The sequence below is a fragment of the Brenneria izbisi genome, from assembly GCF_025840185.1.
GTDB lineage: Bacteria > Pseudomonadota > Gammaproteobacteria > Enterobacterales > Enterobacteriaceae > Brenneria > Brenneria izbisi.
Genome location: NZ_JAMPJU010000012.1, coordinates 1 through 25,412, shown reverse-complemented (window position 1 = coordinate 25,412; position 25,412 = coordinate 1). Strand labels below are relative to the sequence as shown.

23 protein-coding genes and 1 pseudogene are annotated in these 25,412 nt (G+C 48.7%); 8 read left to right on the top strand and 16 right to left on the bottom strand.

All coding sequences use genetic code 11. From position 1 onward, the window contains the following. Positions 1-73: 73 nt before the first annotated feature. Positions 74-1,516: a magnesium transporter gene (gene mgtE / locus NC856_RS14295; RefSeq protein ID WP_264091111.1), complete on the bottom strand. Its 1,443-nt coding sequence runs from the start codon at positions 1,514-1,516 to the stop codon at positions 74-76. 267 nt (positions 1,517-1,783) lie between these two features. On the opposite strand from mgtE, the gene NC856_RS14290 reads away from it, so the two are divergent. Then, positions 1,784-2,257, top strand: coding sequence for a MarR family winged helix-turn-helix transcriptional regulator (locus tag NC856_RS14290; RefSeq protein ID WP_264091110.1), 474 nt, complete (start codon positions 1,784-1,786; stop codon positions 2,255-2,257). A gap of 109 nt (positions 2,258-2,366) precedes the next feature. Next, on the top strand, positions 2,367-2,792 hold the full coding sequence (locus tag NC856_RS14285; RefSeq protein WP_264091109.1) for an organic hydroperoxide resistance protein: 426 nt from the start codon (positions 2,367-2,369) through the stop codon (positions 2,790-2,792). 109 nt (positions 2,793-2,901) lie between these two features. Here NC856_RS14285 and NC856_RS14280 read toward each other — a convergent pair whose 3' ends face one another. From NC856_RS14280 to ppk1, 3 genes are all read right to left on the bottom strand, one after another. Further along, positions 2,902-3,087: a YfgG family protein gene (locus tag NC856_RS14280; RefSeq protein WP_404802335.1), complete on the bottom strand. Its 186-nt coding sequence runs from the start codon at positions 3,085-3,087 to the stop codon at positions 2,902-2,904. A gap of 221 nt (positions 3,088-3,308) precedes the next feature. Further along, on the bottom strand, positions 3,309-4,844 hold the full coding sequence (gene ppx / locus NC856_RS14275; protein ID WP_264091106.1) for an exopolyphosphatase: 1,536 nt from the start codon (positions 4,842-4,844) through the stop codon (positions 3,309-3,311). Then, positions 4,844-6,916: a polyphosphate kinase 1 gene (gene ppk1, locus NC856_RS14270; RefSeq protein ID WP_264091105.1), complete on the bottom strand. Its 2,073-nt coding sequence runs from the start codon at positions 6,914-6,916 to the stop codon at positions 4,844-4,846. Before ppk1 ends, ppx begins: the two co-directional genes overlap by 1 nt. Positions 6,917-7,375: 459 nt before the next feature. On the opposite strand from ppk1, the gene NC856_RS14265 reads away from it, so the two are divergent. Next, the gene (locus NC856_RS14265) at positions 7,376-7,813 is read left to right on the top strand and encodes a helix-turn-helix domain-containing protein (RefSeq protein ID WP_264091104.1); all 438 of its coding nucleotides are present in this window, start codon (positions 7,376-7,378) and stop codon (positions 7,811-7,813) included. A gap of 10 nt (positions 7,814-7,823) precedes the next feature. On the opposite strand, the gene NC856_RS14260 is transcribed toward NC856_RS14265, so the two are convergent. The 6 genes from NC856_RS14260 to ppiB all read right to left on the bottom strand — a co-directional run bounded on the left by NC856_RS14260 (position 7,824) and on the right by ppiB (position 13,996). Continuing rightward, positions 7,824-9,191 (bottom strand): L-serine ammonia-lyase, encoded by a 1,368-nt coding sequence (locus tag NC856_RS14260; RefSeq protein WP_264091103.1) that lies wholly within the window; start codon positions 9,189-9,191, stop codon positions 7,824-7,826. 76 nt (positions 9,192-9,267) lie between these two features. Further along, positions 9,268-10,551 (bottom strand): HAAAP family serine/threonine permease, encoded by a 1,284-nt coding sequence (locus NC856_RS14255; protein WP_264091102.1) that lies wholly within the window; start codon positions 10,549-10,551, stop codon positions 9,268-9,270. Between the two features lie 432 nt (positions 10,552-10,983). After that, positions 10,984-12,054, bottom strand: coding sequence for a 5-(carboxyamino)imidazole ribonucleotide synthase (gene purK, locus NC856_RS14250; protein ID WP_264091101.1), 1,071 nt, complete (start codon positions 12,052-12,054; stop codon positions 10,984-10,986). Continuing rightward, positions 12,051-12,560: a 5-(carboxyamino)imidazole ribonucleotide mutase gene (purE, locus tag NC856_RS14245; RefSeq protein ID WP_264091100.1), complete on the bottom strand. Its 510-nt coding sequence runs from the start codon at positions 12,558-12,560 to the stop codon at positions 12,051-12,053. Before purE ends, purK begins: the two co-directional genes overlap by 4 nt. 206 nt (positions 12,561-12,766) lie before the next feature. Continuing rightward, the gene (gene lpxH / locus NC856_RS14240) at positions 12,767-13,489 is read right to left on the bottom strand and encodes a UDP-2,3-diacylglucosamine diphosphatase (protein WP_264091099.1); all 723 of its coding nucleotides are present in this window, start codon (positions 13,487-13,489) and stop codon (positions 12,767-12,769) included. A 12-nt stretch (positions 13,490-13,501) separates the two neighbouring features. After that, the gene (gene ppiB / locus NC856_RS14235; RefSeq protein ID WP_264091098.1) at positions 13,502-13,996 is read right to left on the bottom strand and encodes a peptidylprolyl isomerase B; all 495 of its coding nucleotides are present in this window, start codon (positions 13,994-13,996) and stop codon (positions 13,502-13,504) included. Between the two features lie 338 nt (positions 13,997-14,334). Here ppiB and NC856_RS14230 point away from each other — a divergent pair, with 338 nt between their 5' ends. Both NC856_RS14230 and cysS read left to right on the top strand, forming a co-directional pair. Beyond that, positions 14,335-14,757: a DoxX family protein gene (locus tag NC856_RS14230; protein ID WP_264091097.1), complete on the top strand. Its 423-nt coding sequence runs from the start codon at positions 14,335-14,337 to the stop codon at positions 14,755-14,757. A 312-nt stretch (positions 14,758-15,069) separates the two neighbouring features. Beyond that, positions 15,070-16,455: a cysteine--tRNA ligase gene (gene cysS / locus NC856_RS14225; RefSeq protein ID WP_264091096.1), complete on the top strand. Its 1,386-nt coding sequence runs from the start codon at positions 15,070-15,072 to the stop codon at positions 16,453-16,455. Positions 16,456-16,524: 69 nt separating this feature from the next. Here the strand turns inward: cysS and ybcJ are convergent, their stop codons facing one another. Both ybcJ and folD read right to left on the bottom strand, forming a co-directional pair. Beyond that, positions 16,525-16,737 carry a ribosome-associated protein YbcJ gene (ybcJ, locus tag NC856_RS14220; protein ID WP_264091095.1) on the bottom strand — a complete coding sequence of 71 codons (213 nt, stop codon included), beginning with the start codon at positions 16,735-16,737 and terminating at the stop codon, positions 16,525-16,527. A gap of 37 nt (positions 16,738-16,774) precedes the next feature. Next, positions 16,775-17,638: a bifunctional methylenetetrahydrofolate dehydrogenase/methenyltetrahydrofolate cyclohydrolase FolD gene (gene folD / locus NC856_RS14215; protein WP_264091094.1), complete on the bottom strand. Its 864-nt coding sequence runs from the start codon at positions 17,636-17,638 to the stop codon at positions 16,775-16,777. A 456-nt stretch (positions 17,639-18,094) separates the two neighbouring features. On the opposite strand from folD, the gene NC856_RS14210 reads away from it, so the two are divergent. After that, positions 18,095-18,406 (top strand): PTS lactose/cellobiose transporter subunit IIA, encoded by a 312-nt coding sequence (locus NC856_RS14210; RefSeq protein ID WP_264091093.1) that lies wholly within the window; start codon positions 18,095-18,097, stop codon positions 18,404-18,406. Between the two features lie 101 nt (positions 18,407-18,507). Here the strand turns inward: NC856_RS14210 and NC856_RS14205 are convergent, their stop codons facing one another. Then, entirely contained in the window at positions 18,508-20,703 is a 2,196-nt protein-coding gene (locus tag NC856_RS14205; RefSeq protein ID WP_264091092.1) for a bifunctional diguanylate cyclase/phosphodiesterase, read from the bottom strand. Between the two features lie 620 nt (positions 20,704-21,323). Between NC856_RS14205 and NC856_RS14200 the strand changes: the two genes are divergently transcribed. Next, complete coding sequence (locus NC856_RS14200) at positions 21,324-22,136, top strand: hypothetical protein (protein WP_264091091.1); 813 nt, start codon at positions 21,324-21,326, stop codon at positions 22,134-22,136. Here the strand turns inward: NC856_RS14200 and NC856_RS14195 are convergent. The 3 genes and pseudogenes from NC856_RS14195 to NC856_RS14180 all read right to left on the bottom strand — a co-directional run. After that, positions 22,133-22,894 (bottom strand): hypothetical protein, encoded by a 762-nt coding sequence (locus NC856_RS14195; protein ID WP_264091090.1) that lies wholly within the window; start codon positions 22,892-22,894, stop codon positions 22,133-22,135. The genes NC856_RS14200 and NC856_RS14195 overlap by 4 nt on opposite strands. Positions 22,895-23,208: 314 nt before the next feature. Beyond that, positions 23,209-23,457: a glycine zipper domain-containing protein gene (locus tag NC856_RS14190; RefSeq protein WP_264091089.1), complete on the bottom strand. Its 249-nt coding sequence runs from the start codon at positions 23,455-23,457 to the stop codon at positions 23,209-23,211. Between the two features lie 616 nt (positions 23,458-24,073). Next, positions 24,074-24,214 (bottom strand): annotated as a pseudogene (locus tag NC856_RS14180) (IS1 family transposase); the annotation flags it as partial. Between the two features lie 87 nt (positions 24,215-24,301). Here NC856_RS14180 and NC856_RS14175 point away from each other — a divergent pair. After that, positions 24,302-25,075: an isochorismatase family protein gene (locus NC856_RS14175; protein ID WP_264091087.1), complete on the top strand. Its 774-nt coding sequence runs from the start codon at positions 24,302-24,304 to the stop codon at positions 25,073-25,075. Positions 25,076-25,412 lie beyond the last annotated feature (337 nt).

Genomic DNA, 25,412 nt, shown 5'->3' with positions numbered 1-25,412 from the left:
GCATCGCGCATTGAATATGCGATGCCTTATATGCGTTTTCAGCACAAGCCAATCATCCAACACATCAGAATACTTACGGCAATAGAAACACTGTCGCCAGCCCCAGAAAAATAAAAAAGCCGCCGGTATCGGTAATCGCCGTAATCATAACGCTGGAACCCACCGCCGGATCGCGGCCAAGAGACATCAGCGCCAGCGGGATCAGCACGCCCATCAGCGCCGCCAGCAACAGGTTGAGCAAGATGGCGAACATCATGACGCCGCCCATTGCCATATCGCCATATAGCGCGTAAGTAACCAGCCCCATAACAGAGCCCCATATCAGGCCATTGACCAGCGCTACCCCTAACTCTTTCAACAACAGGTAGGATTTTTTGCCGTGCTCCAACTGATGCAAGGCCAGCGCCCGTACAATCATGGTGATGGTCTGGTTGCCGGTATTACCGCCCAGGCCGGCGACAATGGGCATCAGCGCCGCCAGCGCCACCAGATGCGCAAGTGTATTTTCAAACAGGCCAATGACGCGGGAGGCGACCAGCGCGGTACACAGATTGATCGCCAGCCATGCCCAGCGGTTACGCACCGATTTGTAGATTGGCGCGTACACGTCTTCCGAAGGGGTTAAGCCGCCGGAACGACGCAGGTGGCTGTCATTTTCTTTATTCACCACGTCCACGATATCTTCAACCGTCAGGCGTCCCATCAGTTTGCCCTTGCTATCGACCACGGCGGTGGAAATCAGGTTGTATCGCTCAAATGCGCCTGCGGCTTCTTCAAGGCTATCTTCAGGCTGAAACATCAGCGGATGAGGTTCCATAATCGCCGAAACCGTCGTTTGGGGCGGGTGAAGTAAAATAGCGGCCAGAGAAAGTTCGCCAATCAGCGTATTTTTTCTATCGGTGACGAACAGTTTATCGGTGGCGTCAGGGATGGTTTTACGGTAGCGCAAATAACGCTGAACTGTCGCCAGCGTCACATCGGCACGGATGGTGACGAGTTTGAAATCCATCAGATAGCCGATGCGGTCTTCGTCGTAATTAATCGCTTCCCGTAGTTGCGCCCGCTGTCTGGCTTCCAACGCCGTCAATATTCTCCCCAGCAGATTGCGGGGCAAACGGCGGGACAGTTGCGCTTGCTCATCCACATCCAGTGGGCGCACCGCCTTCAGGATTTCTTTATCCTGCATGTCTTCGATCAGGCCGTCAGAAATGCTGTCCGACACTTCAATCAACACGCGTCCGCGTTTTTTTATCGGGATGAGTCGCCACAGGGCCCGTCGTTCATCATGCGGTAATGATTCCAGCAAGTCGGCAAGGTCGGCGGAATGCCATTCGGCAATCAACCGGCAGATTTCGGCTGTTTGATCGAGTAGGGCTTTATTTTCTTTTACAACACGATTTTCTTTTTTAGTATCAGCAGGTTGCTGATTGATAATGCTGTCAACCAGCGCCTTGTTGTCCAATAACAAAAGAGAGATGCGACGCCGTTGGGCGCTAAGTTTTTTTACTGTCGACATGGGTGATTTCCGCTCTGTCTGGTGAAGTTCCTGACCTGATTTTTATTTCCGTCATCCTGCTTTCGACTGTTAAGCAGCCGTGTAATGGCGAGCGACCCGGTAAATGTTTCCGTTATGAATAAACTTAGCGCAAAATCAGAGAATTAAGAACATCAGTGCGAGGTTTCAGCCTGATTATCGATGGATCTGAATATCGCTGTCAGTCACAGGTCAACTCAGGATTTAAATCGCTTGCTATTTAATTTTTAACGATATAGATTAGCTTGCATGAACAGAAAAGACACTCACATCACCCCGCGTTCACTGGACGCAACGGCCTACCGGCTGGATAGTCAGCTATGTTTCGCCTTATATTCGGCTAATCTGGCGATGAATAAACTCTATCGTCGTCTGCTGTCTGAACTACAGCTAACCTATCCGCAGTATTTGGTGATGCTGGTATTATGGGAGCGCGAGGGGCTTACTGTGTCTGAGTTGGGGGAACGTTTGTATCTGGATTCCGCGACCCTGACGCCGCTGCTTAAACGTCTGCAAAACGCAGGGCTGGTAGTGCGTAATCGCAGTACGGATGATGAACGTCAAGTGTTGATCAGCTTAACCTCCGCCGGACGTGAATTGCAGCACAAGGCGCGCGCGGTTCCTGAAGGTGTATTCTGTGCGGCCGCATGTAATATCGAGCAGTTGCAGTCGATTAAACGAGATTTGGAAGCGCTGCGTACTAGTCTGATTAGCCACCTCTGAGTGGTGGCGAAAAGGCGTTTGTTTAAATAATTAAATAGTGCGCGATTTAATATCCCGATACTTAATTAAACCGTATACTTTGTGTCAATCTGAATAACAGGAGTTAATGATGTCAATCGAACAAGTGGTTTATGTTGCGCATGCCCAGGCTACCGGTGGTCGTGATGGCCGTGCGGTATCTTCCGACAAACAACTGGATGTCAAACTGACAACCCCGCGTGAACTGGGCGGCGCCGGTGGCGAAGGGACCAACCCTGAGCAACTGTTTGCCGCGGGTTACTCGGCCTGTTTCCTGGGCGCCCTGAAATTTGCCGCTGCCCGTGAAAAAATTGCATTGCCTGCGGATACAGCAATCAGCGGTAGTGTGGGAATTGGCGCGATCCCGGATGGTTTCGGTATTGAAGTGGAGTTGAAAATTTCTTTGCCAGGTCTGGATCGGGCGGTAGCGGAAGATTTAGTGCAGAAAGCCCATATCGTATGCCCGTACTCCAATGCAACCCGTGGCAATATTGATGTAACGCTGACGGTGGTTTGAGATAGCTTAAACTGAAATGTATAAAAGCACGGTGGTCGCGATAATTCGCGCTGCCGTTTTATGTTTTTATCTATAAAATATGCGAATAAATCAGGAATAAGCTTTAGCGTTATTCTTTTTTATTGATTGGCACATCTGTGGCAGGCGTGAAGGATTGTTCGAAACGTGGTTGTTGTTTGTCCTGGTGATGGGCAAACGCGCTGACGGTGGAGTAGGCGAAACGACCTAAAAGAATGATAAAACTGATGAGTAACACGGCACGGGCGATACGTGAACCACTTCGTCGAGGGCGCATTGATATTCGTCGTCTATGGGTAAGCGTAGACATTACCGTTAAATCTCCAGTGGAAGCGGACATTCGCTGTTTGTTATTTAGGCACAAGCGCAGGAATAGGTCAATTGTTCGCGTTGAAAAAGATGGAGGCTGTGCGCCGCTTGCGCATTATAAACAACGATGGCAACAATCGCCGCCAACAATGCTGAACGATTGTCGGGCGCCAGCATTGTTGGCCTGAATCAAGCCTTTTCTTCCTCAATACTCAGCTTCCAGCCCGTCGCTCCCTGCCAGAACTCCTGTTCCCGTTCCAGATCGAGTTGCGCCAGCGTGTTCTGAGTAAAGAAATCATGCGGGAAGATCAGCGTCCAGTGATTGTCGTCCGTTAGCAGCCTGAGCGTTTTAGGGGTGGTGGTCGCCTGTCGTTGATTGTTCAGCAGTGTCGCCAGACGCAACAGTTGAACCATCGGCAGGTATTGTTTCTTCTTGAAAAGATTCAGGCGCGGCAACTCTTCCAGCTTGATGGCCTTGCGATGCAGACGCACGATCAGCGCCAACAAAATTTGCTGTTCCTGATTGAAACCGGGCAGGTTGGTATATTGCAGAATGTAGGCGGAATGGCGATGCATGCCGCTATGGTTTATGCTCAGCCCGACCTCGTGCAGCATGGAGGCCCAGTCGAGAATGGCGGTAAGCTGCGGATGCACCAGATTAGGGTTTTGCTGCGCCCATTGGACATACAGTCGCTCGGTGGTTTCTCTCACCCGGCGCGCCTGTTCGCGGTCGATATTATAATGGCTGGCGAGACTTTGCGCGGTACGGATGCGAATATCCTGATGGCGGAAACGGCCTTCCATTTCGTACAACACGCCTTCGCGCAGCGCGCCATCAGACAGACGAAGCTCTTTGATGGCCAGCGCGTCAAAAATGCCGCACAGGATCGCCAGACCAGGCACCAGCACCGATTGACGATCGTCCGGCAAACCCGGCAGGCTGAGTGATTTGAAGTTTTTAAACTTTACAACCTGGCTGCGCAGCATTTCCAGACGTTCCGGGGTGATCAAGCCATCTTTTTCGCCCATTTCCACCAGAATTTCATGGGTTGCCTTGATCGTGCCGGATGCGCCGAGGGCGTATTGCCAGCCGTAAATACGGTATTCCCAGGCCAGCGTTTCCAGTTTTTGCGCGGCGGCCAATCGCGCGCGCCTGAAGTTGGTGTCGCTGATTTCTCCATGAGGGAAGAACTGTTGCGCGAAACTGACACAGCCCATGCGACGGCTCTCAACCAGCATCGGTTCAAAGTCTTCACCGATCACCAGTTCGGTGGAACCACCGCCAATATCGATAACCAGTTTACGTCCCTTTTCCGGTTGGGTGTGTTCCACGCCCATAAAGATCAGACGGGCTTCTTCATGGCCTGAAATGATTTCAATCGGGTAGGGGATAATTTCCGCGGCGCGGCGCAGAAACGTCTGCGCATTCGCCGCCTGACGCAAGGCGTGCGTCCCGACAATGGAGACATTTTGCGGGGAAAAGCCCTGTAGTCTTTCCGCAAACAACGCCAGACAGTTTAAGCCGCGTTCCATAGCCTCTTCGCTGAGCATGTTTTGGCTATCCAGACCGTCGACCAGATGAACGCGTTGTTTCAATCGGCTGAGCACCTGAAGTGCGCCGTTGACCACCCGCGCCACCACCATATGAAAACTGTTGGAGCCCAGATCGACGGCGGCAAATTCCTGGGGTTTCGCAACATCTTGATCTTTATTCGTTAATGGCATTATTCAGGCTTATCTCCGGGTTGCTCAAGCGCTTTGATGTAATCATAGATGACATTTTGCGCACGTACTTTACGTCGGTTACCACGCAGCACATAGCGATTACTCAACTCTTTATCAATGACGCGGGCTTTGACGGTATCGCTGAACAAAATATCCAGAATGTCCAATACCCGCTCTTTCAATATGGGATCGAGCATTTCCACCGCGACTTCAATACGATAATCAATGTTACGCGTCATCCAATCGGCGGAAGAGAGATAAACTTTCTTATCTCCCCCATTATGGAATACATACACGCGGTCATGTTCCAGATAGCGATCGACAATACTGATTACCTGAATATTTTCGCTGATACCGGATAAATTCGGGATCAACGAACACATACCCCGCACCAGCAGATTAATCTTCACGCCTGTCGCAGAAGCCTGGTACAGTTTTTCAACCAGTCCCTTATCGACAAGATTGTTAACCTTAAGCGTGATCCCGGCATCGATCCCTGCCTGTGCATTGGTGATCTCTTTATCGATCAATTTATAAAGCTTGTCACGCGAGTTTTGCGGCGAAACCAGCAAGTGTTCAAAGGCCACTGGCCGGTAAGGGTTCTCAATGAAGTTGAATACCCGGCGCACCTCGTTGGTGATGCGCTCATCGGCGGTAAGCAACGAGTAGTCGGTATACAGACGGGCGGTTTTTTCATTGAAGTTGCCCGTGCCGATATGGGCGTAACGCACAATGTTCTCTCCCTCGCGGCGCGAGATCAAAAACAGCTTGGCGTGAATTTTCAGTCCGGGGACGGAGAAAATGACGTGAACGCCAGCTTCGGTCAGTTGCTTCGCCCAATGAATATTCGCTTCTTCATCGAAGCGCGCCTGCAACTCCACCACCACGGTGACTTTCTTGCCATTGTGCGCGGCATGGATCATCGAGTTGATGATGCGGGAATCTTTCGCCACCCGATAAATATTGATTTTGATCGCCAGGACACTGGGGTCGAACGAGGCCTGACGCAATAGCTCCAGGATATGCTCGAAGGTATGGTACGGATAATAAAGCAGAACATCCCGCTGCCGGATGGCATCAAAGCCATTACGGAAATAGGTGAACCACATGTGGCGCAGACGCGGCAACGATTTGTTGACCAGATTGGCGCGGCCCACATTGGGGAACGAGATGAAGTCTTTAAAGTTATGGTAGCGCCCGCCGGGGATGACCGAGTCGAAGGAGGAGATCCCCAGTTTTTCTTGCAGGATTGTCACCATGGCATCGGGCATATCGCGCTGATAGACAAATCTCACTGGTTCTGCGGTAAGGCGCTGCTTCAGGCTGGATGACATCAACTCCAGCAGGCTGGATTCCATTTCCGTCACCAGATCGTACTCAGCGTCACGCGTCATCTTCATGGAATACGCGTTCAGGGCATCGTAATCAAAAAAGCCTTTAAAAATATCCTCCAGACAGTAGCGCAGAATGTTGTCGATCAGAATCATGGTCTTACGGCGGCGGGGCGCTTCTGCGGGCAGATTGACAAAACGCGGTACTTTGTCCGAAGGGATTTCCAGCAGCGCGTAATTGATCTGATCGCCGCGGATGATTTCGACAGCAAGATAGGTGTAGTCATCCTTGAGGAACTGCACCAGATTGGTGTCGTGCAGAATAAGTATCGGGGTGATATGCGGGCGTAGATATTGCCTGAAATACTCTCTCAACCATTCTTGCTGATTGGGGGAAACCTGACGTTCGTTGACCAGGAAAATCTGGTTGCGCGCCATTTCGAGTAATAACTCGTTATAGAGGTTGTCAAAGATCTGGTCTGTTTTCAGGACGCGCGCCTGAATTTTCCCTAACAGGTGGCGCAGGTTTCCGTCTGAACCTTGTTCTTCATTAATCAGGATACGTCTTTTCAGATCGGCAAAACGGACTTTGTAAAACTCATCAAGATTGTTGGAGTAGATGCCAAGAAAGCGCATACGCTCGATCAATGGGTTGCTTTTATCCGCGGCCTCCTGAAGTACGCGTTCATTAAAGGACAACCAACTTAACTCTTTCTCAATGTAGAGTTTGCCCTGACTCATTGTCACTCCATTCAATTAGTGTGCTGTGGTCTCGCTAATGATGCCTGCCCGGTGGTTTTCAGGTGCGATAAAGATTGCTGTCGGGCCATGTTCTGGCGGTGATGCGCCAGGGTGTCGCCGCAGCGACGGCGCATCCCCCGTGTAACTCGAATTATTTAGGATATAACAATATTATGGCTCGTTCATGACCACAAAATCGAGACACTTACCATTGCCTTATTATGGGGGAAAGACAACATATGTTACTCGCTTTTTCTGCGAAAGCGTGAGAGACGGTTTATTTGGCGATAGTCGCCTGGAGCCGATATTTACCGCCTGATGTCGTCACTGCCCGGTATTTTTCGCCATTTTCATGGGACGGATCAAGATTATTGATACCGTTCATCAATTGTCCGTGCCATTTGAGAAATGGATGATAAAATGCGGACAATTTAACGGCTCAGGCAGACGGCGGATAAGATGAGATTCAGCACCATGAGTGAAGGCGAAATTATAACGGAGCTTTGCCGCAGAATAAAAGACGCCCGCATCCAGCAACGTCTGTCTCAGGTTGATCTCGCTGAACGGGCCGGATTAGGCATCGCGACCATTAAACGCGCCGAGATGGGAGAATCTATAACGCTCAGCAGCCTGTTGTGTATTCTGCGTGGTCTTAACCGCTTACATCAACTGGAAAGTATTTTATTTGATGCGGAGGTGGAATCATTTAACGCTCAGGTCAGCGGTAAGAAAAAACATACGCCATTGCGTATCCGCAAGAAGGCGGCGGTTTTTCCAGCCCAATCAACCGCTAAGCGTGAAAGTGAGGAAAAAACGTCCGCCAGTACCGTGGATTGGTATATTGCAGCCGCTGAAAATAATATTATCTGGTCATGGCCGGACAGCGAAAAGAAATAAGTTATCCGGCCTATTCACACAACACCACTTTAATCGCTAACCCTCCGCGTGATGTTTCGCGATATTTTGCATTCATATCCTTACCGGTTTCGAACATGGTTTCGATGACTTTATCTAGTGAAACCCTCGGTTTGCTGGTGCGGCGCATCGCCATCCTCGCGGCATTAATCGCTTTTACTGAAGCGATGGCGTTACGTTCAATACACGGCACCTGAACCTGACCGGCGACGGGATCGCAGGTCAACCCCAGATTGTGCTCCATACCGATCTCCGCCGCCACGCACACCTGTTCAGGATTGGCGCCAAGTAACTCGGCCAGTCCTGCCGCCGCCATGGAGCATGCTACGCCAACTTCACCCTGGCACCCCACTTCCGCACCGGAAATCGAGGCATTCATTTTATAGAGCATCCCGATCCCACCGGCAGCCATGAAGTAACGCAGATAAGATTCCGGCGTAACAGGCTGAATATAGTGATCATAGTAAGCCAGAACCGCAGGGATGATGCCGCAGGCTCCGTTGGTCGGCGCGGTGACGACGCGACCGCCGGACGCATTTTCTTCCGCCACGGCCATGGCGAACATATTCACCCAGTCCATCGCATCCATCGGATCGTTAGAAAAACGATCGTTGATGAACAGCAAACGATGCAACGCCGAAGCACGGCGGGGAACGCGTAACGGCCCCGGCAACACCCCTTCGGTATTCATACCGCGATGAATGGCATTCTGCATAATTTTCCAGACATCGGCAAAATACGCTTCAATCGCTTCACGACCGTGTATGGCGATTTCGTTTTTCATCACAATAGCGGATAAGGAGAGGCAGTTATCGTGACAGTGCCGCAGTAACTTTTGCGCGGAAAAGAACGGATAGGGCGCATTCTCTTCCGTCAGATTGGTTTTGCCAAAATTCTCCTGATCAACGACGAACCCGCCGCCGATGGAATAATAGGTTTTACTGTAAAGCAGTTCCTGATGGCGATAGGCGCGAATAACCATGCCGTTTTCATGCAGCGGCAGGTTTTCCGCTTGAAAACACAACGCGGTTTCCAGCGGGAAACTCACTTCATACTGACCGTCGAGCAGCGGCAGGCGGTGGGTTTCCCTGACCCGTTGTATGAACGCGGGAATAGCGTCGATATCGACGCTGTCCGGCTGGTTACCGGCCAGCCCCATGATAATGGCGATATCGGTATGATGACCTTTGCCTGTCAGAGACAGTGAGCCGTAAACCTCCGCCTCGATACGCGTCACCGATGAAATAAGCGCGTTGCTGACCAGGTCATCCGTAAACATTTTGCCAGCTTTCATCGGACCTACGGTATGTGAACTGGATGGACCGATACCAATTTTGAAAATATCAAATACGCTGACCATAGTTACTTCCTTAAAAAACGCCGGTCGTTGGCAAAACGTCCCGGCGTTGAGATGAGAGGATCAGGACGGCGTCACCTTAGCCAAACAAGCTGTAAATAATCGCGCTGATGGCAATCAGGCCCATGATGGTGACAAAAATATTGCTGATCTGACCGCTGTATTTTTTCATCGCCGGCACTTTCTGAATGGCGTACATCGGCATCAGAAACAGCAGGCAGGCGATAATCGGGCCGCCCAGCGTTTCTATCATCCCCAGAATGCTGGGGTTCAGCGTGGCGACTATCCAGGTGGTGATCAGCATGAACAGCGCCGTGATGCGGTTCAGTCTGGCGCCGGAGATGGTTTTGCCTTTGCTGCGCAGCGATTTAACCACCATGCCGTTAAAACCTTCGCCCGCGCCCAGATAGTGTCCCAGAAAAGATTTGGAGATAGCGATGGTGGCGATGATCGGCGCCAGGTAACCCATGAACGGATTGTCAAAATGGTTGGCCAGATAGGACAGAATGGAGATGTTCTGTGTTTTGGCTTCCATCAGTTCCGTTGGCGACAGGCTCAATACGCAACTGAAAACAAAGAACATGACAGTCAGCACCATCATGAGGTGGCTGTAAGACAGAATGCGCGAACATTTCTTCTCGGCGTCGTCACCGTATTCCTTGCGCTTGGCCACGGCGAAAGAGGAGATGATCGGCGAGTGGTTGAAGGAGAAAACCATCACCGGGATCGCCAACCACAGTGTCGCCAGCAAACTATTGCCGGTAACATTATTTGCCAAAGAAATATTTTCAAAAACCGAGGTATTCCAATGGGGAATTAAATATAACGCCAGCATCATTAATACTGCAACGAATGGATAAACAAGAACACTCATTGCTTTAACAATCATGGTTTCGCCAAAGCGCACAATGAACATCAAACCAAGAATTAATATTAATGACAGCAGCGCTCTTGGCGGCGAGGGCAAATGTAATTGGTGAGTGATAAAACTGTCTACCGTATTGGTGATTGCCACACTGTAAACCAGAAGAATCGGATAGATGGCGAAGAAATACAACAGAGTGATTAATTTTCCAGCACCAACGCCGAAATGTTCTTCAACCACTTCGGTAATATCTTCACCACCTTTTTTACCCGATAATACAAATCGACATAAAGCGCGATGAGAATAATAAGTCATTGGGAAAGCAATAATTGCCATAATAATTAACGGGATCAATCCGCCAATACCCGCATTTATCGGCAAAAACAGCACGCCAGCGCCAATGGCCGTACCATAGAGGCCGAGCATCCAGACGGTATCGCTTTTACGCCAGCCTGAAGCCTGCTCTAAAACCTGGCCGCTGTCTTGAATTGTGCTCATGTTAGTTTCTCCTCAGTGAACACTGGGTATAAAAAATTACAGTACCGGCACATTGCCGTTACAGGGATTAAACGTGAATAGGACATATAATTATGTTGATAAGTAAATACTGTTTGCGTGGGTTGCATTCTATATCGTGCCGGTCAGCGAATAATATTGTGGCGATCACAGAAATGAATGGATGGAAATTATTTTAATAGAATCTATCGGAAATTAAAACATCAATAATGATACTTTATTTTAATAATTTTTAAAGGCGCTTTATTGATGCTTTATTTACCGGTTAAATGATAAAAAATAACCAGTAATAAGCGATGTATTAAAATAATGTCGTTATCAATAATAGACTCAAATAGAGCGATGTCACGCTGAAAATCATTTTTGCCTTTGCCAGACAAACGGATAAACCGTCTGTCTGGCGCGATGCGCGCATCAGGCAGAGAGTTTTTCCTGTGCCCAACGCAGACCGCTATGGTATTCATCCGTCAACATGGCCGCCAGCGACTGCAAGGTCTGCTGAAGTTGAACGGTATCCTGGGCCTGTAAGTTCAGGTGGCCGACTTTCCGCCCCGGACGTACCTCTTTGTCATACCAGTGTAGATGCACCAACGGCAAAGCGAGCCAGTCGATATTCACCCCGGTGCCGATCAGATTGACCATCACCGACGCGGTGCCGACGACCGGCGCGGGCATCGGCAAATCCAGAATAGCGCGCAGATGCAACTCAAACTGGCTGATGGACGCGCCATTTTGCGTCCAGTGGCCGCTATTGTGCACACGTGGCGCCAACTCATTGATCAGCAGACGATCCTCCACGATGAAACATTCCATCGCCATTACGCCCACATAGCCCAGTTCGTTCATAATGGCCGATAGCATCTGCTCGGCCTGCTGCTGGAGTTGAGGCTGCGGTTGCGGCAGAACTACGCTGGCGCGCAGAATGCCGTCCTGATGCAAGTTATGCGTCAGCGGATAGAACACGCATGTCCCTTGCGCGTTGCGCGCGCCAACCAGCGACACCTCGCCGGAGAAGTTAATGCCTTGTTCGACGATACATGCGCCGTAGCAATCGGTCGGCAATGTCGTCTGCTCGCCTGAGCGCAACCGCCATTGACCGCGGCCATCGTAACCGCCCACACGACGTTTGACGATGGCCAGATCGCCCAGCCGGGCAAAAATCCGCGGCCACTCTTCCGCGCCAGTGAGTAGCTGCCAGGGCGCCGTCGCCAGATTCAGCGAATCGAGCAACTGTTTTTGAGTGAGGCGATCGGCCAGTCGCGGGAAAATATCACGGTTAACGAAGGCGCTATGGGCAGCCAGTTGATGGGTGAGGGCGGTTTCCGGCCAACGTTCAATCTCGGCGGTAATCACGCTGTTCTGAAACGGAACAGACTCCGGCTCCGCATCCAGACCGACCGGATAAACGGCAATACCCAGAGGCTCGCCCGCCTGACGCAGCATTCTGCCCAGTTGACCATTACCTAATACGCAAACCGGCTTCATGCGTCCTCCCTGGGATCAGGATGGGATAGCACTTCATCGGTCTGGCTCTGCCGCCAGTCAGCCAGACGAACAGCGAGCGTATTGTCGTGCAAGGCAAGGATTTGTGCGGCCAGCAGCGCGGCATTGGCGGCGCCCGCTTTCCCGATCGCCAGCGTACCGACGGGAATGCCGCGCGGCATTTGAACAATTGAATACAGGCTGTCTACGCCGCTCAGCGCCGCGCTTTGTACCGGCACGCCCAGTACCGGGATCAGCGTTTTGGCGGCCAGCATCCCCGGCAAGTGCGCTGCGCCGCCTGCGCCGGCGATAATCACATCGAAACCGTTCTGAGCGGCTTGCTCGGCAAAACTGAACAATTTATCGGGGGTACGGTGGGCGGAGACAACTTCAACATGAAAAGGGATGTTCAGTGTGGTGAGAATGTCCGCAGCAAACTGCATGGTGGCCCAGTCACTCTTGGAACCCATGACGATGGCGATTTTAGCCGGGGCAACGTTGGATGACATGCCTGTAAAGCTCCTGTGGTTTTACATGATCATGACGCAGAGTAAGGGGACTGCGTCGGCCAGATAGACAGTGCTCTGGCGTTGAGGGCGTAGAGCATACCATGACCTTATGACGAGGAAAACGGTTGCGTCGGCATCAACGGCGGATTATCGCGGCGACAATCCGCTAAACCAATGGGCGCAAAAGAATTAACGCTCGTATTCCATCAGAACGGAAAAATGATCAGGTCAAGGCCGTGTTCGGTGACTTTGATCATCGAGCCTTCATGATGCCAGGCGCCCAGCACGGCGCGTTGTGCTTCGAGGTTTTCGGTAATGATCGGATGAATAGCCGGACGGTGAGTATGACCGTGGATCATGGTATTAACCTGATAATGCCGCAGCCGACGAATAACCTCTTCGGGATTCACGTCCATAATCTGCTGTGATTTATGCTGATTGGCATGGCGGCTGGTCGAGCGCATTTTTTCTGCGATGCTGAGCCGAAGACGCAGCGGCAGCAACAGGAAAAGACGCTGTATCAGCGGATTGTGTACTCGGCGGCGAAATTTCTGATAAGCGTGATCATCGGTACACAGCGTGTCGCCGTGTAAAATGAGTACCCGCCGACCATACAGATCGCACACCGTTTCTGTCGGCAACAAGATCATTCCGCTTTGCCTGGCAAAGCGCTTGCCGATCAGAAAATCACGGTTGCCGTGTACGAAATAGCAGGGAACGCCGTGCTGATGCAGTTCATACAACGCCTCCGCTACGGTTTTATGCAGCGGCTGCGGATCGTCATCGCCGATCCAGGCATCAAACAGGTCGCCCAGAATATAAAGTGCATCGGCGTTCACGGCCTCATGGCGCAAAAATCGCAGAAAACCGGCGGTGATCGCCGGTTCGTGAAGACTTAAATGCAGATCGGCAATAAACAACGTCGCCATGAGAGTACGCGATTACTCGTTGACGGTTACGCTGGTGATCACCACATCTTCTTTAGGGACGTCCTGATGCATTCCGCTGCGACCGGTCGCGACGCCTTTGATTTTATCCACCACATCCATGCCTTCGGCGACTTCGGCGAATACGCAGTAGCCCCAGCCGTCAGCGCGTTCTGAACGGAAGTTCAGGAAATCGTTGTCGACGACATTAATAAAGAACTGCGCGGTAGCGGAGTGCGGATCGTTGGTTCGCGCCATCGCCAGTGTGCCACGGGCGTTTTTCAGGCCGTTGTTGGCTTCATTCTTAATCGGCGCGTCGGTGCTTTTCTGCGCCATCCCCGGCGCAAAACCACCACCCTGGATCATAAAACCATTGATAACGCGGTGAAATATTGTGTTGTCGTAAAAGCCGTTACGGCAGTAATTCAGAAAGTTTTCTACGGTAGCCGGCGCTTTATCTGCGAAAGTGTTGATAACGATATCGCCGTGGTTGGTATGCAACGTGATCATAGTAATGAACCCTAGATAGCCGTGGTAATAAGAATAAAGTTCACCGTACACGGTGAGCGATCAAGAGCGCTCTTATAACATAACTGGCTGACTGAGTCAGCAGAGCCTTCGTCTTAAAGGGGATGCGGACAAGGAAGCGTGGAAAGAAAGCGAATGAGTGAAATTCGGCATACAAATAAATCGATCAACTTTCATTTATTTAGTTAATTTATTTGAATAATAATTTTTTTGAGCCAGATCAATGTATTGACTGAACAACGTATTCTTTGAGAATGACAGCGATTAATCTGAAATTGATTCGTATACCCCCCGAATAACACTAAATAGATAGGTGGATTATGCTGGACAGTATTAATCGCGTATTAGATAAACCTGATTTCGGAAAACTGCTGCTGCGTTTATCTTTCAGTATTCTGATGTTGCTCCACGGATGGCATAAGGTACACAACGGGATTGGCGGTATTGAAGGTATGCTCGCCGCGGCGGGGATCCCGACGTTTGTCGGATATGGTGTTTATGTGGGTGAAGTGGTTACCCCTGTTTTGATGATTCTGGGTATCCTGACTCGTCCTTCCGCATTGATTTTCTCTTTCACCATGGTTGTTGCCGCATTGTTGTCAAACCCGGCGGGCTTCGCCATGCTGACGAAAACCGGCGCATGGGCCGTTGAACCCGCGGCGGTTTTCTTCTTTGCTGGTCTGGCTATTGCCTTGTTGGGCAGTGGCAAATACTCGGTGATGTCGAATCCTCGCTGGCGCTGATGGTTAGTCGAATCGCCCGGTAAGGCGTGATGAAAGGTCCGTATCGTACGGACCTTTTTGCTGTTCATCGATAAGTCCGTGTTTGTCGCCATCGTCTGCATTTAACTCTGTCTGGCGTGAAAACAAGGATGAGGTTAATCCCTGTCAATTATCTGTTTGTTGCGTGGCATCGGTCTTGCGATCAGCCTTGCAATAGAATGGGGATCAGGTTTCAATACGCCGTCGGGTTGCGAAGCCCTTAGCAAATTGACTGTTATTCATGCTGACACAATCAATGAATCACCTATCCTGCGAACACCATGGAATGCCCTGATGCTAAAGATTTTTAATACGCTGAGTCGCCAAAAAGAGGAATTCAAATCTATCCACGCTGGTCAAGTGGGGATGTATGTGTGTGGGATCACGGTTTATGACCTGTGTCATATCGGTCACGGGCGTACTTTTGTGGCGTTTGATGTCGTGGCTCGCTATTTGCGCTATTTGGGTTATTCGCTGAAATATGTGCGCAACATCACCGATATTGACGATAAAATTATCAAACGCGCAGCGGAGAAAGGTGAAACCTGCGAGCAGCTTACCAGCAGAATGATTGCGGAAATGCACGCTGATTTTGATGCGCTGAATATTTTGCGTCCAGATGTGGAGCCGCGGGCGACTCACCACATTACCGAGATTATCGAACTGGTTGAAACGTTAATTGCTCGCCGCCATGCCTATATAGCTTCGAACGGCGATGTCATGTTCTCAGTGGATACCGCGCCGGGCTATGGCGTGCTGTCCCGTCAGGATCTGAGTCAGCTTCAGGCGGGCGCACGGGTTGAGATTACCGAAGTCAAACGTAACCCGATGGATTTTGTCCTGTGGAAAATGTCCAAGCCGGGCGAACCGCATTGGTCTTCTCCGTGGGGAGACGGTCGCCCTGGCTGGCATATCGAGTGTTCCGCCATGAACTGTAAACAGTTGGGCGAACATTTTGATATTCACGGCGGGGGGTCAGACCTGATGTTCCCGCATCATGAAAACGAAATCGCCCAGTCCAGTTGCGCGCACGACGGCCCTTATGTGAACTATTGGATGCATTCCGGTATGGTGATGGTTGACCGTGAAAAAATGTCGAAGTCGTTGAATAACTTCTTCACGGTGCGTGATGTGCTGGCCTATTACGATGCTGAAACGGTACGCTACTTCCTGATGTCCGGTCATTACCGCAGCCAGTTGAATTACAGCGAAGAGAATCTGAAACAGGCACGCTCGGCGCTTGAGCGGTTGTATACGGCGCTGCGCGGTACGGACAGCAGCGTGGAAGCGCGAGGCGGCGACGTGTTTGAAGCGCGCTTTCGTGAAGCGATGGACGACGATTTCAATACGCCGGAAGCTTACTCCGTGCTGTTTGATATGGCGCGCGATGTTAATCGTCTTAAAGCTGAAGATCCGCATGCCGCCAACCAACTGGCATCGGCGCTGCGTAAGCTGGCTAACGTTCTTGGCCTGTTGGGACAAGATCCCGATGTTTTCCTGCAAAGCGGCGCGCCAGGGGATGACGACGAAATTAAGGAAATTGAAGGGTTAATCAAACAGCGTAAAGACGCCAGAGCCGCCAAGGATTGGGCGTTGGCGGATCAGGCACGTGATCGGTTGAATGAACTTGGCATCATTCTGGAAGACGGCCCGCAGGGAACGACATGGCGACGTAAGTAAGCGGTTATCGTCTTCCAGACCGTAAAAGCCCGCCGGTGAACGTATCGGCGGGCTTTTGCTATCAGGGGATCAGGCGATGATTTCCACGGCTTCGCCTGCAAATTCAACCTTCTGACCGGCAACAATTTTGCAGCGTTTACGTGTTTCAATCTGTCCGTCAACGGTGACTTTACCAGCCGCGATAACCAGCTTGGCCGCCGCGCCGCTCTCACTCCAGCCCAGTAGTTTCAGTAAATCGCACAGTTCAACGTGCGGATGATTTTCGAGTTGAAAAATAGTCATAATTTCCTGATTTCTGCTGTTTGTATAGCCTGACGAATTATTCGACGCTATCGTGATATTCTTCGCAAGCCTGCAATGTATTCTGAATCAGCGTGGCGACAGTCATCGGGCCAACACCGCCCGGCACCGGGCTGATATAAGCGGCTCTGTTCTGTGCGGTTTCATATTCCACATCGCCGACCACTTTGCCGTTCTCCAGGCGGTTAATCCCCACATCCAGCACGATCGCGCCCGGTTTGATCCATTCCCCCGGAATAAATTCCGGCTTGCCGACTGCGACCACCAGCAGATCCGCATTTTCAATGTGATGGCGCAGATTTTTAGTGAAACGGTGCGTCACCGTCGTCGTACAACCCGCCAGCAACAATTCCAGACTCATCGGGCGACCGACGATATTGGAGGCGCCGACCACCACCGCATTCAGGCCAAAGGTTTCAATATTGTAGCGTTCCAGCAGGGTGATGATGCCGCGGGGCGTACAGGCGCGCAGCAGCGGGGCGCGTTGGCACAGACGCCCAACGTTGTACGGATGGAAACCATCAACGTCCTTATCCGGTGCGATACGTTCAATGACATTGGTGTTGTCAATCCCTTCCGGCAGAGGAAGCTGAACCAGAATACCGTCAATTGCTTGATCCGCGTTCAGTTTATCGATGAGCGCCAGTAATTCCGGCTCGGTGGTCGTGGCGGGTAAATCATAAGAGCGGGAAATGAAGCCAACTTCTTCGCAAACTTTACGTTTACTGGCAACGTAAATCTGTGAGGCCGGATTCTCACCGACCAGAATAACAGCCAAACCTGGCGCTCGTTTCCCTGCCGCCAGACGCTCTTTTACCCGCGCGGCGACTTCGTTTTTAACCTGCTGCGCAATCGTTTTACCATCAATAATCTTTGCTGCCATCTGAGAGAAGATCCATCAGTATTAAGTACGTAAGATGGCGCTATTTTGTCAGAAGCGGCGCTTGCTGTCAGGCATTGTGTAAATATAAATTGTGTAAATATAAATTGTATCAATGAAGTGATTTTCGTCACGATGAAATGACCACGTCGCCATTTTATCCGCCAGTAACGATGCCGCAGATATTTCCTCCGCATATTTCCCGGTAGTGTGCTGAATGCATTCAAATGCATTTAATCGTAATTGATACATAACATTATGATTTCAAGTAACAAATATAAATATATCATCTATATTTAATAGGCAGGTGTTATTGGCCGTCAGATATACCCGTCATCCTCCAGGTAGTCGGGTAGTTGCCGATCATCTGGATTCAGGATTTATTGGATACGACAAGCATCAATAGGCTGGTGAAAACATGGTGTGACCGCGGTTTATAATTCTCGGGGGGAAGAGAAAATGGATGTGGAAACTCGAATGATCGAACTTATCGTTAAATCTGGCGAAACACGTTCCTGTTCAATGGAAGCGCTTCGTTCAGCCCGCAAAGGGGAATGGGAACATGTCGATCAATTGCTGAAAATGGCGGCGACGGCCTTGAAGAAGGCCCAGCTTATCCAAACCGGATTTATTGGTAATCATGATAAGGAAAAGACGAATCTCGATCTCATTGTGGTACACGCGCAGGATCATTTAATGAATGCCATGCTGTGCCGTGAACTGGCGGAAGAGATTATTGCACTTAGAAAAGAGGTATGTGGCGTAAAATAATATGAAACATTCATCTATCAGCAATTTATCTATCAGCAATATAAGGCCATTCCGTGTGAAGCTGAATGGTTTTGAATTCTGATGGGAGACGCCGTTTGTCTTCACTGCTGCGATATTTTCCGGGATTCAATCCATACGGCGACAGCTTGTGCATCGATAGGGCGGGAAAAGAGGTAACCTTGAAGAACAATCGCAACGGGCTGGTCAGCAAGTAGCTGATGCTGCTCGCGGGTTTCAACCCCTTCGGCCACCACCGTCAACTTCAGGCTCTGGCCGATACCAATTACCGCCATCACCAGCGCCTGTATACGCGCTTCTTCCTGGCATTTATCAATGAAACTGCGATCAATTTTTACCTCGGTCACGGGTAAATTGGCCAGATTCGACAGGCTCGAAAACCCTGTACCGAAATCATCCACCGATAGACCAACCCCAAGTGCGCGTATGGCATTCAACAGCCCCAGCATCTCCGGTGTAAGTGACATTGCGGTGTTTTCCGTTATCTCTATCGTCAGGCTTTCACCTGGCAAACCATATTTGCTGAGCAACCCGGCGACGAAATTCGGCAGATTGCGGTCGCGGAAATTAAGCGGCGATAGATTGACCGATACCACAGGTATCTGAACGCCAGCCGTGCGCCACCCTGCCATTTGTCGGCAAACCTCGGCTAACGCCCAGCGGCCAATGTTCTCTATTTCGCCAATTTCCTCAGCGAGCGTAATAAACTTACCGGGCGGCACTTCGCCAAATTCAGGATCATGCCAGCGGGCTAATGCCTCCATCCCGTAAAGTTCTCCGCTGTCTGAATAGACCTGGGGCTGATAGTGCAGGTATAACGCGCCGCTGGCGATGGCGCGCTTAAGGGCGCCGCCGAGCAACAGGCGATCATTCACTGCCTGATTCATCTCCGGGTTGAAGAACTGGTAGCTACCCTGGCGGCTGCTCTTGGCCTGATACATGGCGCTTTTCGCGTTGCTGAGTAACATGTCGCGATCGTGACTGCCATCGGGAGCATGGCTGATGCCGATACTGGTGGAAAGATTAAGCAGATGACCGCCCACCTCCATGGATTCTCCGACAATTTGCTGAAGGCGCTCGGCCATTCGGACGGCGGCGCGAACATCGCAATCAGGAGCGACGATAAAAAATATATCGCCTTCCGTATGGCTCAGGAATTCTCTGGGAGTGAGTTGTTGTTGCAGGCGATTGGCGATAGTGACCAGCACCTGATCGCCCGCCATATGGCCCAGCGTATCGTTGATGTCTTTAAAGCGATCCACGCCCAGAGAAAAGAAAGCCATCGCCTGTGAGGGATTCTGTTTCTGTAGTTCATCAACATGGCGACGCAGGTATCTGCGATTTGGCAGGCCGGTGAGCATGTCGAACTGTACCAGATGCTCCATCCGCTGGCGGTACTCCTCACGTTCGATGGCCAGCGTACACAGATAGACGCTGGCATCGGCAATGCGTTCCAGCCACGGGTCCGGTTCGGCGTTGAGCTTAAAATAGAAGGCGAAAGTGCCGATGACGCTGTTATTGCGGCTTTTGATCGGGTAGGTCCAGCAGGCGAGAAAACCGTGCGGCAACATCTGGTGTTTATAGGGCGCCCAGAGCGGATCGGTGTTGATATCGTATACCATCACCGGCTCGCCACGATGCGCGCATGTGCCGCAACCCGCTACGCCTTCACCGATTTTTACCCCTTCCCAGTTGGGGCCATACTCGGCGGGGAAACTTGGCGCGGCCCAGGGACGAAGCCGTCGCTCGGCAACCCGGCATATGGATACCAACACACCCGGCGCGATGGATTCGATGCGCCGACACAAATAATCTCCCAGTTCCTGAAATGATTGGTTGCTGGTCAGGGCTTCCAGCACATCGCGCTCCAGTGCTCGAATCTCATGTTCATCGGTAAGGTTGAATTTATGTACGATATCGAAAACCGAGGCCATATGGCAGATGCGGTCGCCAACCTGTACTTTCGACAGAGTAAGGGCGACTCGCCGTTGGCTCCCATCCTTACGCGTCAGCAGTATTTCACTGGTTGTCCCCGCTAACTGATTAAGGCCATTGTTGTCATGAATATTGTCATGAACTCCCAACAGATCCAGAGACAGCAACATTGCCACATTCTGCTCCAGCACCTCGACTTGGGCATAGCCCCAGAGCCGCTCTGCGGCCGGGTTGAAAAATTTTACCTGATTATGCTCGTTGAACAGAATAATGGGGGAAATTGATTGTTCCACAGCAAGTCGCAACGCACGATTCAAATCAATGGGTTGGTTTATCATGTTCATGAGTACTTATCCTTTTTTTCAACCCTGAGAAATTGCATTCGTAGCAAATGTTATGGTGTTCTGGGAATACCATTTTATTCTCCGCTACTGTACATCTGTTTTCCTTGGTGACAAAACGTCAGACAACGGTCAGGTTATCTGCTAATTACCGGTAGCCTTAATATAAAACTTCTCGCCCGGTAAAAAATAAAAGAGAATGAAACAATTTAAATGTAGGGCTTGCTTAAAAATGATTTAAAAAAGTTATCTCATTAATTATTTTTATTAACAATAACTATTTCATTAAGAATAACGAGTAAAAGTAACAAGTTACTCAAGTTTTAATTATATACTTAGGCTGTAAATTAATAGCAGAGAGGAAGGTATAGTAAACGAAGGTGGAATGATAACTAAAACAGTGACTGATAGTAAACTAAAAAATTTGGCGCTGTTTCTACTTCTTATTCAAAATAAATGAATAACATCTGGCTTGCAAAGCGCTTCATAAGCAGGCAATTGAGGCATAGGACACGATTAAGTAAATATTCAGAATATGTTTCATATAAAAATCAATATAAAACTTGAAAAGTAGTGTTGGTTTTAATTATTATATGAAGAATTTATATATGCCGAGGTTTATAATGGAATATATTCCCACTGATTATCAATCCAACCCACCTCAAGAGGTAGGCATAGATTGTATTTATAATATAGTTGAGTCTTGTATTATAAGAAATATTCAGATTTTTGATTATGCCATGAATGGACATTCGCTATTTTTATACAGCCATCAATTAAATATACCTCTTAAAATTAGCTGTGATAAGAAAATGCATTTTGGGACAGAGTTTATCACTGCAAAAGAATATTTACGTCGTGTTTTAGAAAAAAATGACTATATAGATGTTGTGGCTTTTCCCTCTGGTCATGAACATATTGATATAGCATTATTTTGGATACATATCGTCTATGTCGGAAACAGAAAACAAGCAGGAAAATTTTCTAAGAAAGATGATGGAATGTTTGCGATGCGAACTAAATCTGGAGAAAAGGCCGAGCGAATAGTTACCAGAAATCTTATAGCTGAAGGGCACGACTTTCTTCCTGAATTATCTAAATCTCCCGGAGATTTTACAATTCAGTACGAGGGTAAACGTCATCGAAAACCGGATCGTATCTGTCTTAAATGTGGTATTACTTTTGAAATAAAGAAACGTAATAAAGATCAGCATATTAGAGTATCACATAGCGAAACAAGGCCATTTAAACGTGAAAATAAACCTGATGGTTGGCATGCATTTGTTTTTCCCGATATGAAGCCGAGATATATTCCTAACAAATCTATCATTTTAGCAATTGAAAACAATGAATTTAGACCGGGATCAGATCAGTATGACTCATGGGCGGATGTTGATCATCTTTATCCTGAAAATCCGCCCAAATGCATGAGTTAGGCTAAAATTAATTCAGGGTTTTGTATATCCTGGATAAATACAGCTTCATTAGATCGTCCGAGTGATGTTTTGAAGTCTCCCAGACGCTGGAATGGTAACCAGTTGGCATCATCACCCTCGCAAACAATTATTGCGCCTTTACGCGATAAACACCATTCGCTTAACTGTTGATACTCACTAAATGTTTTACGATAATAACGGCCTTTATTTGTGTAAGGGGGGTCAATAAACCAAGTTGCTTCATGATTACTCAAGCTTTCATATGAATCATTTGTTACTTTCCATCCTCTGATAAACTGAAGTTGAGATGCAATTCGCTCTTTTGCTCTTGCTCCCCAAACTAACTGAGCCTTATCTATGCGTGATGAGTAGGCTGTTCTGGTTTTCTTGGGGCTGGAACTACCTCTATTTAACCAAAAACCAATTAACCATTTAGCTTCTTCGCATATATTATAATTATCGACGCAATCACCCGTTTCAGGTAATTCAGGTAATTGCATAATTTCTGCTGGAGTTGACTTAATAAGGAATGACCATACTCCTGTAATGATAGGATCAATGTCAATTAAATGAACATTTGGGCAAGCGTAAAATGTTGAATAACCCGCTGAGCCAGCGAATGGTTCAATGACAATATTGTGTTTCGGTTCGGGATAATGGCGAGCCATGTTCCATTTTGAACCATAGTAAGGAAAAAATGGACGCAATTTTTTTTGTTGAGAAAACACAGTGTTTACTTTTTTTATTGCCTTTTGCATTAATTCGTCCTTACCATTTTTATAAAATTTAATGCCATGCTAATGGCTAGATTTTAAATCATAATTATATTTATGTCCAGTTTGTTTTATGAGGATAAAAATTCATGTGACTGATAAAACAGTTTGTTTTTTATGACTATGTAAATTCTTTTTATTTTATTTTTTAGTAAAATTAAAGCAATAAAATAAATTTAATTTAGATTTAATGTTTATCTATTTACTCGGATCTTTACATTCAGTGTTTTTTGAGTTTTTATAATAAATCTATCTTGGGTAAAAATGTTAAAGGGCCGCGATATGGCCCTTTAGTTAATTTACTTTCTTCCGAGAAGAAAACCGAAAACCACACCAACCGCCGCCGCGATTGCAACACCAGCCAGTGGGTTAGACTCAACATGATTACGCACAGTATCTGCCGTATCACGAACAGCATAGCTTGCTTGCGAGGCGTATTTACGAGCTGCGCCTTTTAATTCATGTTCAGGTGAGTCAGCCAATTCGCCATATGCTTCTTGTGTTGCCCCGACCACTTCTTTTGCTTTGTCTTCAGCTTTACCAAACATGTTGTCTCCTTGATTGTTGCATGCCTGAAGTAAGAATAGCAGAGCGGCAGAAAAGCATCGGAAGATCGCGGGTGTTTACTCGTTCGATTATTAATTTACCCAGTTTTCTATACGACGTCCCGGTATACGTTCAAACTCACGAACACTATTGGTTATCAGTATCAATCCAGATGCGCGAACGTGGCCTGCTGGTCGGCATGACGTCATAAGGGCCGACCGGTTTTCCATTTTTTGCTGGCTCTGAGTGAATCTGCCCGGTATAAACGGTGGGATTAAAGCCATCATTCCAGCACTTACAGACGAGCGGGAAATCCTTCTATCGCTGCCCGATTTTTCTCTGGATTAACCGATTTTCTAACGAGCGGCTGTAGTTGCTTGTCAGTGAGTTTTTTGGGCGTCTTTAGAACCATAATAATAAGTAGTAGGAGTAGCATTCTGTCCGCTGCCAACAAAATATATTGCTCTAAGGTTTTATTCTTTGATTCAAGTATTTTGTTACAATAATCAATGAAATATAACGATGAAACTGTTTCCAAAATGATATCCTTCGTGTCTGATAGCATATTGAATTTTTCCAGCCCTATACGCTTGAAGAAAAAAAGGGCGATGACTACGATTAGTAGAACATGTGTTTTCGATGAGGGTTCCCGTTACCTTTTCATGTCGTTCTACAGAGCGCGAGAAGCAGATGTTTATCCTTCGGCGCTTCCCGACGATAACTGTCCCAGTCGTCGTTGGTTGTCATGCTGATATTAAAGGTGTTAGCAGTTCACAGAACCTTTCATCGGCGCCTATAGTTACCGTACTTTAACTCACATTAGGACATTGAATATGGAGAAAACAGATGAGCGATAATCAAGATTCTCGTCCGGCAGATATCATAAGTCCGATCAGCAATTCGATTCTTCCGAATAAAGTTACACTAGAGGAGGCTCATAAGGCAGGGCGGTACGGGCACGACAAGCCAACGTCCGAAAATAGCATTATGCTGCTCATTGACCATCAAATCGGCCTGATGGCAGGTGTAAGGGATTTTTCTTCACTTGCGGAATTTAAAAGCAATGTCACCGGTTTAGCCCGGGTTGCAAAAGCTCTTGAAATCCCGGTACTGATCACGACGTCTAATGCGCAATGGCAGAATGGCGATACGCTACCTGAAATCAAGGAAATATTCCCACAGGAGCCTATTTATCGCCGTACAGGGATCATCAATGCCTATGAAGATGAGACGTTCCGTAACGCTTTCGATAAGTTAGTTGAATCTACCGGACGGCGCCACATTATTCTAGCTGGCGTGACAATAGGTACATGCTGTGTCTTCCCTACGCTTTCCCTGCTTAATGACGGTTACAAAGTTTACCCTGTTATAGATGCTTGTGGCGCATGGAATCGCTATGAAGCGGAAGCGGCAATATCGCGTATGGGGAATGCTGGAGCCGAGCTGGTTAGCACATTTGCTCTTGCATGTGAGCTTCAGGCTGACTGGAAACGTCCGACAGCGGATGCGATGCTGGCTCCATTCACCAACAATCTGTCGGAATATGGATTTGTTCTCCAGAATTTCTGGAACAATGCAAACCAGCACAGCGTTCCTGATCCTTTCAACATCGTTAAATAGCTGAGGTTGTTCCGCCGATTTTCAACGAGTTGGCGGGACAGCAAAAGCTGCAAATAAATCAGCATTTGTCGAAGCCATTTCTTCATCGATGTCTGGGTCGGATTTTCAATCGATCCATGGAAACGGATGGGATTTTGAGATTGCTGGTACCTATGATAAAGAAAAAAATAGAAAAACAGTTGAAAAGGGTAATCCCCCCGAAAAACCGGTGTGTTCATAAGTAGAATTTTCTCGTAACCTGAACCGGGGAGATCTCTATAAAAAAATCACGTTTCACTGACAGCCAGATCATGTCCATCCTGAAGCAAGCCGAGGCAGGAACGCCGGTGGCCGAACT

Excerpts from the sequence above, each read along its gene's own strand:
- mgtE (WP_264091111.1), bottom strand. The coding sequence starts at position 1,516 with ATGTCGACAGTAAAAAAACTTAGCGCCCAACGGCGTCGCATCTCTCTT.
- NC856_RS14290 (WP_264091110.1), top strand. The coding sequence starts at position 1,784 with ATGAACAGAAAAGACACTCACATCACCCCGCGTTCACTGGACGCAACG.
- NC856_RS14285 (WP_264091109.1), top strand. The coding sequence starts at position 2,367 with ATGTCAATCGAACAAGTGGTTTATGTTGCGCATGCCCAGGCTACCGGT.
- NC856_RS14280 (WP_404802335.1), bottom strand. The coding sequence starts at position 3,087 with ATGCGCCCTCGACGAAGTGGTTCACGTATCGCCCGTGCCGTGTTACTC.
- ppx (WP_264091106.1), bottom strand. The coding sequence starts at position 4,844 with ATGCCATTAACGAATAAAGATCAAGATGTTGCGAAACCCCAGGAATTT.
- ppk1 (WP_264091105.1), bottom strand. The coding sequence starts at position 6,916 with ATGAGTCAGGGCAAACTCTACATTGAGAAAGAGTTAAGTTGGTTGTCC.
- NC856_RS14265 (WP_264091104.1), top strand. The coding sequence starts at position 7,376 with ATGAGATTCAGCACCATGAGTGAAGGCGAAATTATAACGGAGCTTTGC.
- NC856_RS14260 (WP_264091103.1), bottom strand. The coding sequence starts at position 9,191 with ATGGTCAGCGTATTTGATATTTTCAAAATTGGTATCGGTCCATCCAGT.
- NC856_RS14255 (WP_264091102.1), bottom strand. The coding sequence starts at position 10,551 with ATGAGCACAATTCAAGACAGCGGCCAGGTTTTAGAGCAGGCTTCAGGC.
- purK (WP_264091101.1), bottom strand. The coding sequence starts at position 12,054 with ATGAAGCCGGTTTGCGTATTAGGTAATGGTCAACTGGGCAGAATGCTG.
- purE (WP_264091100.1), bottom strand. The coding sequence starts at position 12,560 with ATGTCATCCAACGTTGCCCCGGCTAAAATCGCCATCGTCATGGGTTCC.
- lpxH (WP_264091099.1), bottom strand. The coding sequence starts at position 13,489 with ATGGCGACGTTGTTTATTGCCGATCTGCATTTAAGTCTTCACGAACCG.
- ppiB (WP_264091098.1), bottom strand. The coding sequence starts at position 13,996 with ATGATCACGTTGCATACCAACCACGGCGATATCGTTATCAACACTTTC.
- NC856_RS14230 (WP_264091097.1), top strand. The coding sequence starts at position 14,335 with ATGCTGGACAGTATTAATCGCGTATTAGATAAACCTGATTTCGGAAAA.
- cysS (WP_264091096.1), top strand. The coding sequence starts at position 15,070 with ATGCTAAAGATTTTTAATACGCTGAGTCGCCAAAAAGAGGAATTCAAA.
- ybcJ (WP_264091095.1), bottom strand. The coding sequence starts at position 16,737 with ATGACTATTTTTCAACTCGAAAATCATCCGCACGTTGAACTGTGCGAT.
- folD (WP_264091094.1), bottom strand. The coding sequence starts at position 17,638 with ATGGCAGCAAAGATTATTGATGGTAAAACGATTGCGCAGCAGGTTAAA.
- NC856_RS14210 (WP_264091093.1), top strand. The coding sequence starts at position 18,095 with ATGGATGTGGAAACTCGAATGATCGAACTTATCGTTAAATCTGGCGAA.
- NC856_RS14205 (WP_264091092.1), bottom strand. The coding sequence starts at position 20,703 with ATGAACATGATAAACCAACCCATTGATTTGAATCGTGCGTTGCGACTT.
- NC856_RS14200 (WP_264091091.1), top strand. The coding sequence starts at position 21,324 with ATGGAATATATTCCCACTGATTATCAATCCAACCCACCTCAAGAGGTA.
- NC856_RS14195 (WP_264091090.1), bottom strand. The coding sequence starts at position 22,894 with ATGCAAAAGGCAATAAAAAAAGTAAACACTGTGTTTTCTCAACAAAAA.
- NC856_RS14190 (WP_264091089.1), bottom strand. The coding sequence starts at position 23,457 with ATGTTTGGTAAAGCTGAAGACAAAGCAAAAGAAGTGGTCGGGGCAACA.
- NC856_RS14175 (WP_264091087.1), top strand. The coding sequence starts at position 24,302 with ATGAGCGATAATCAAGATTCTCGTCCGGCAGATATCATAAGTCCGATC.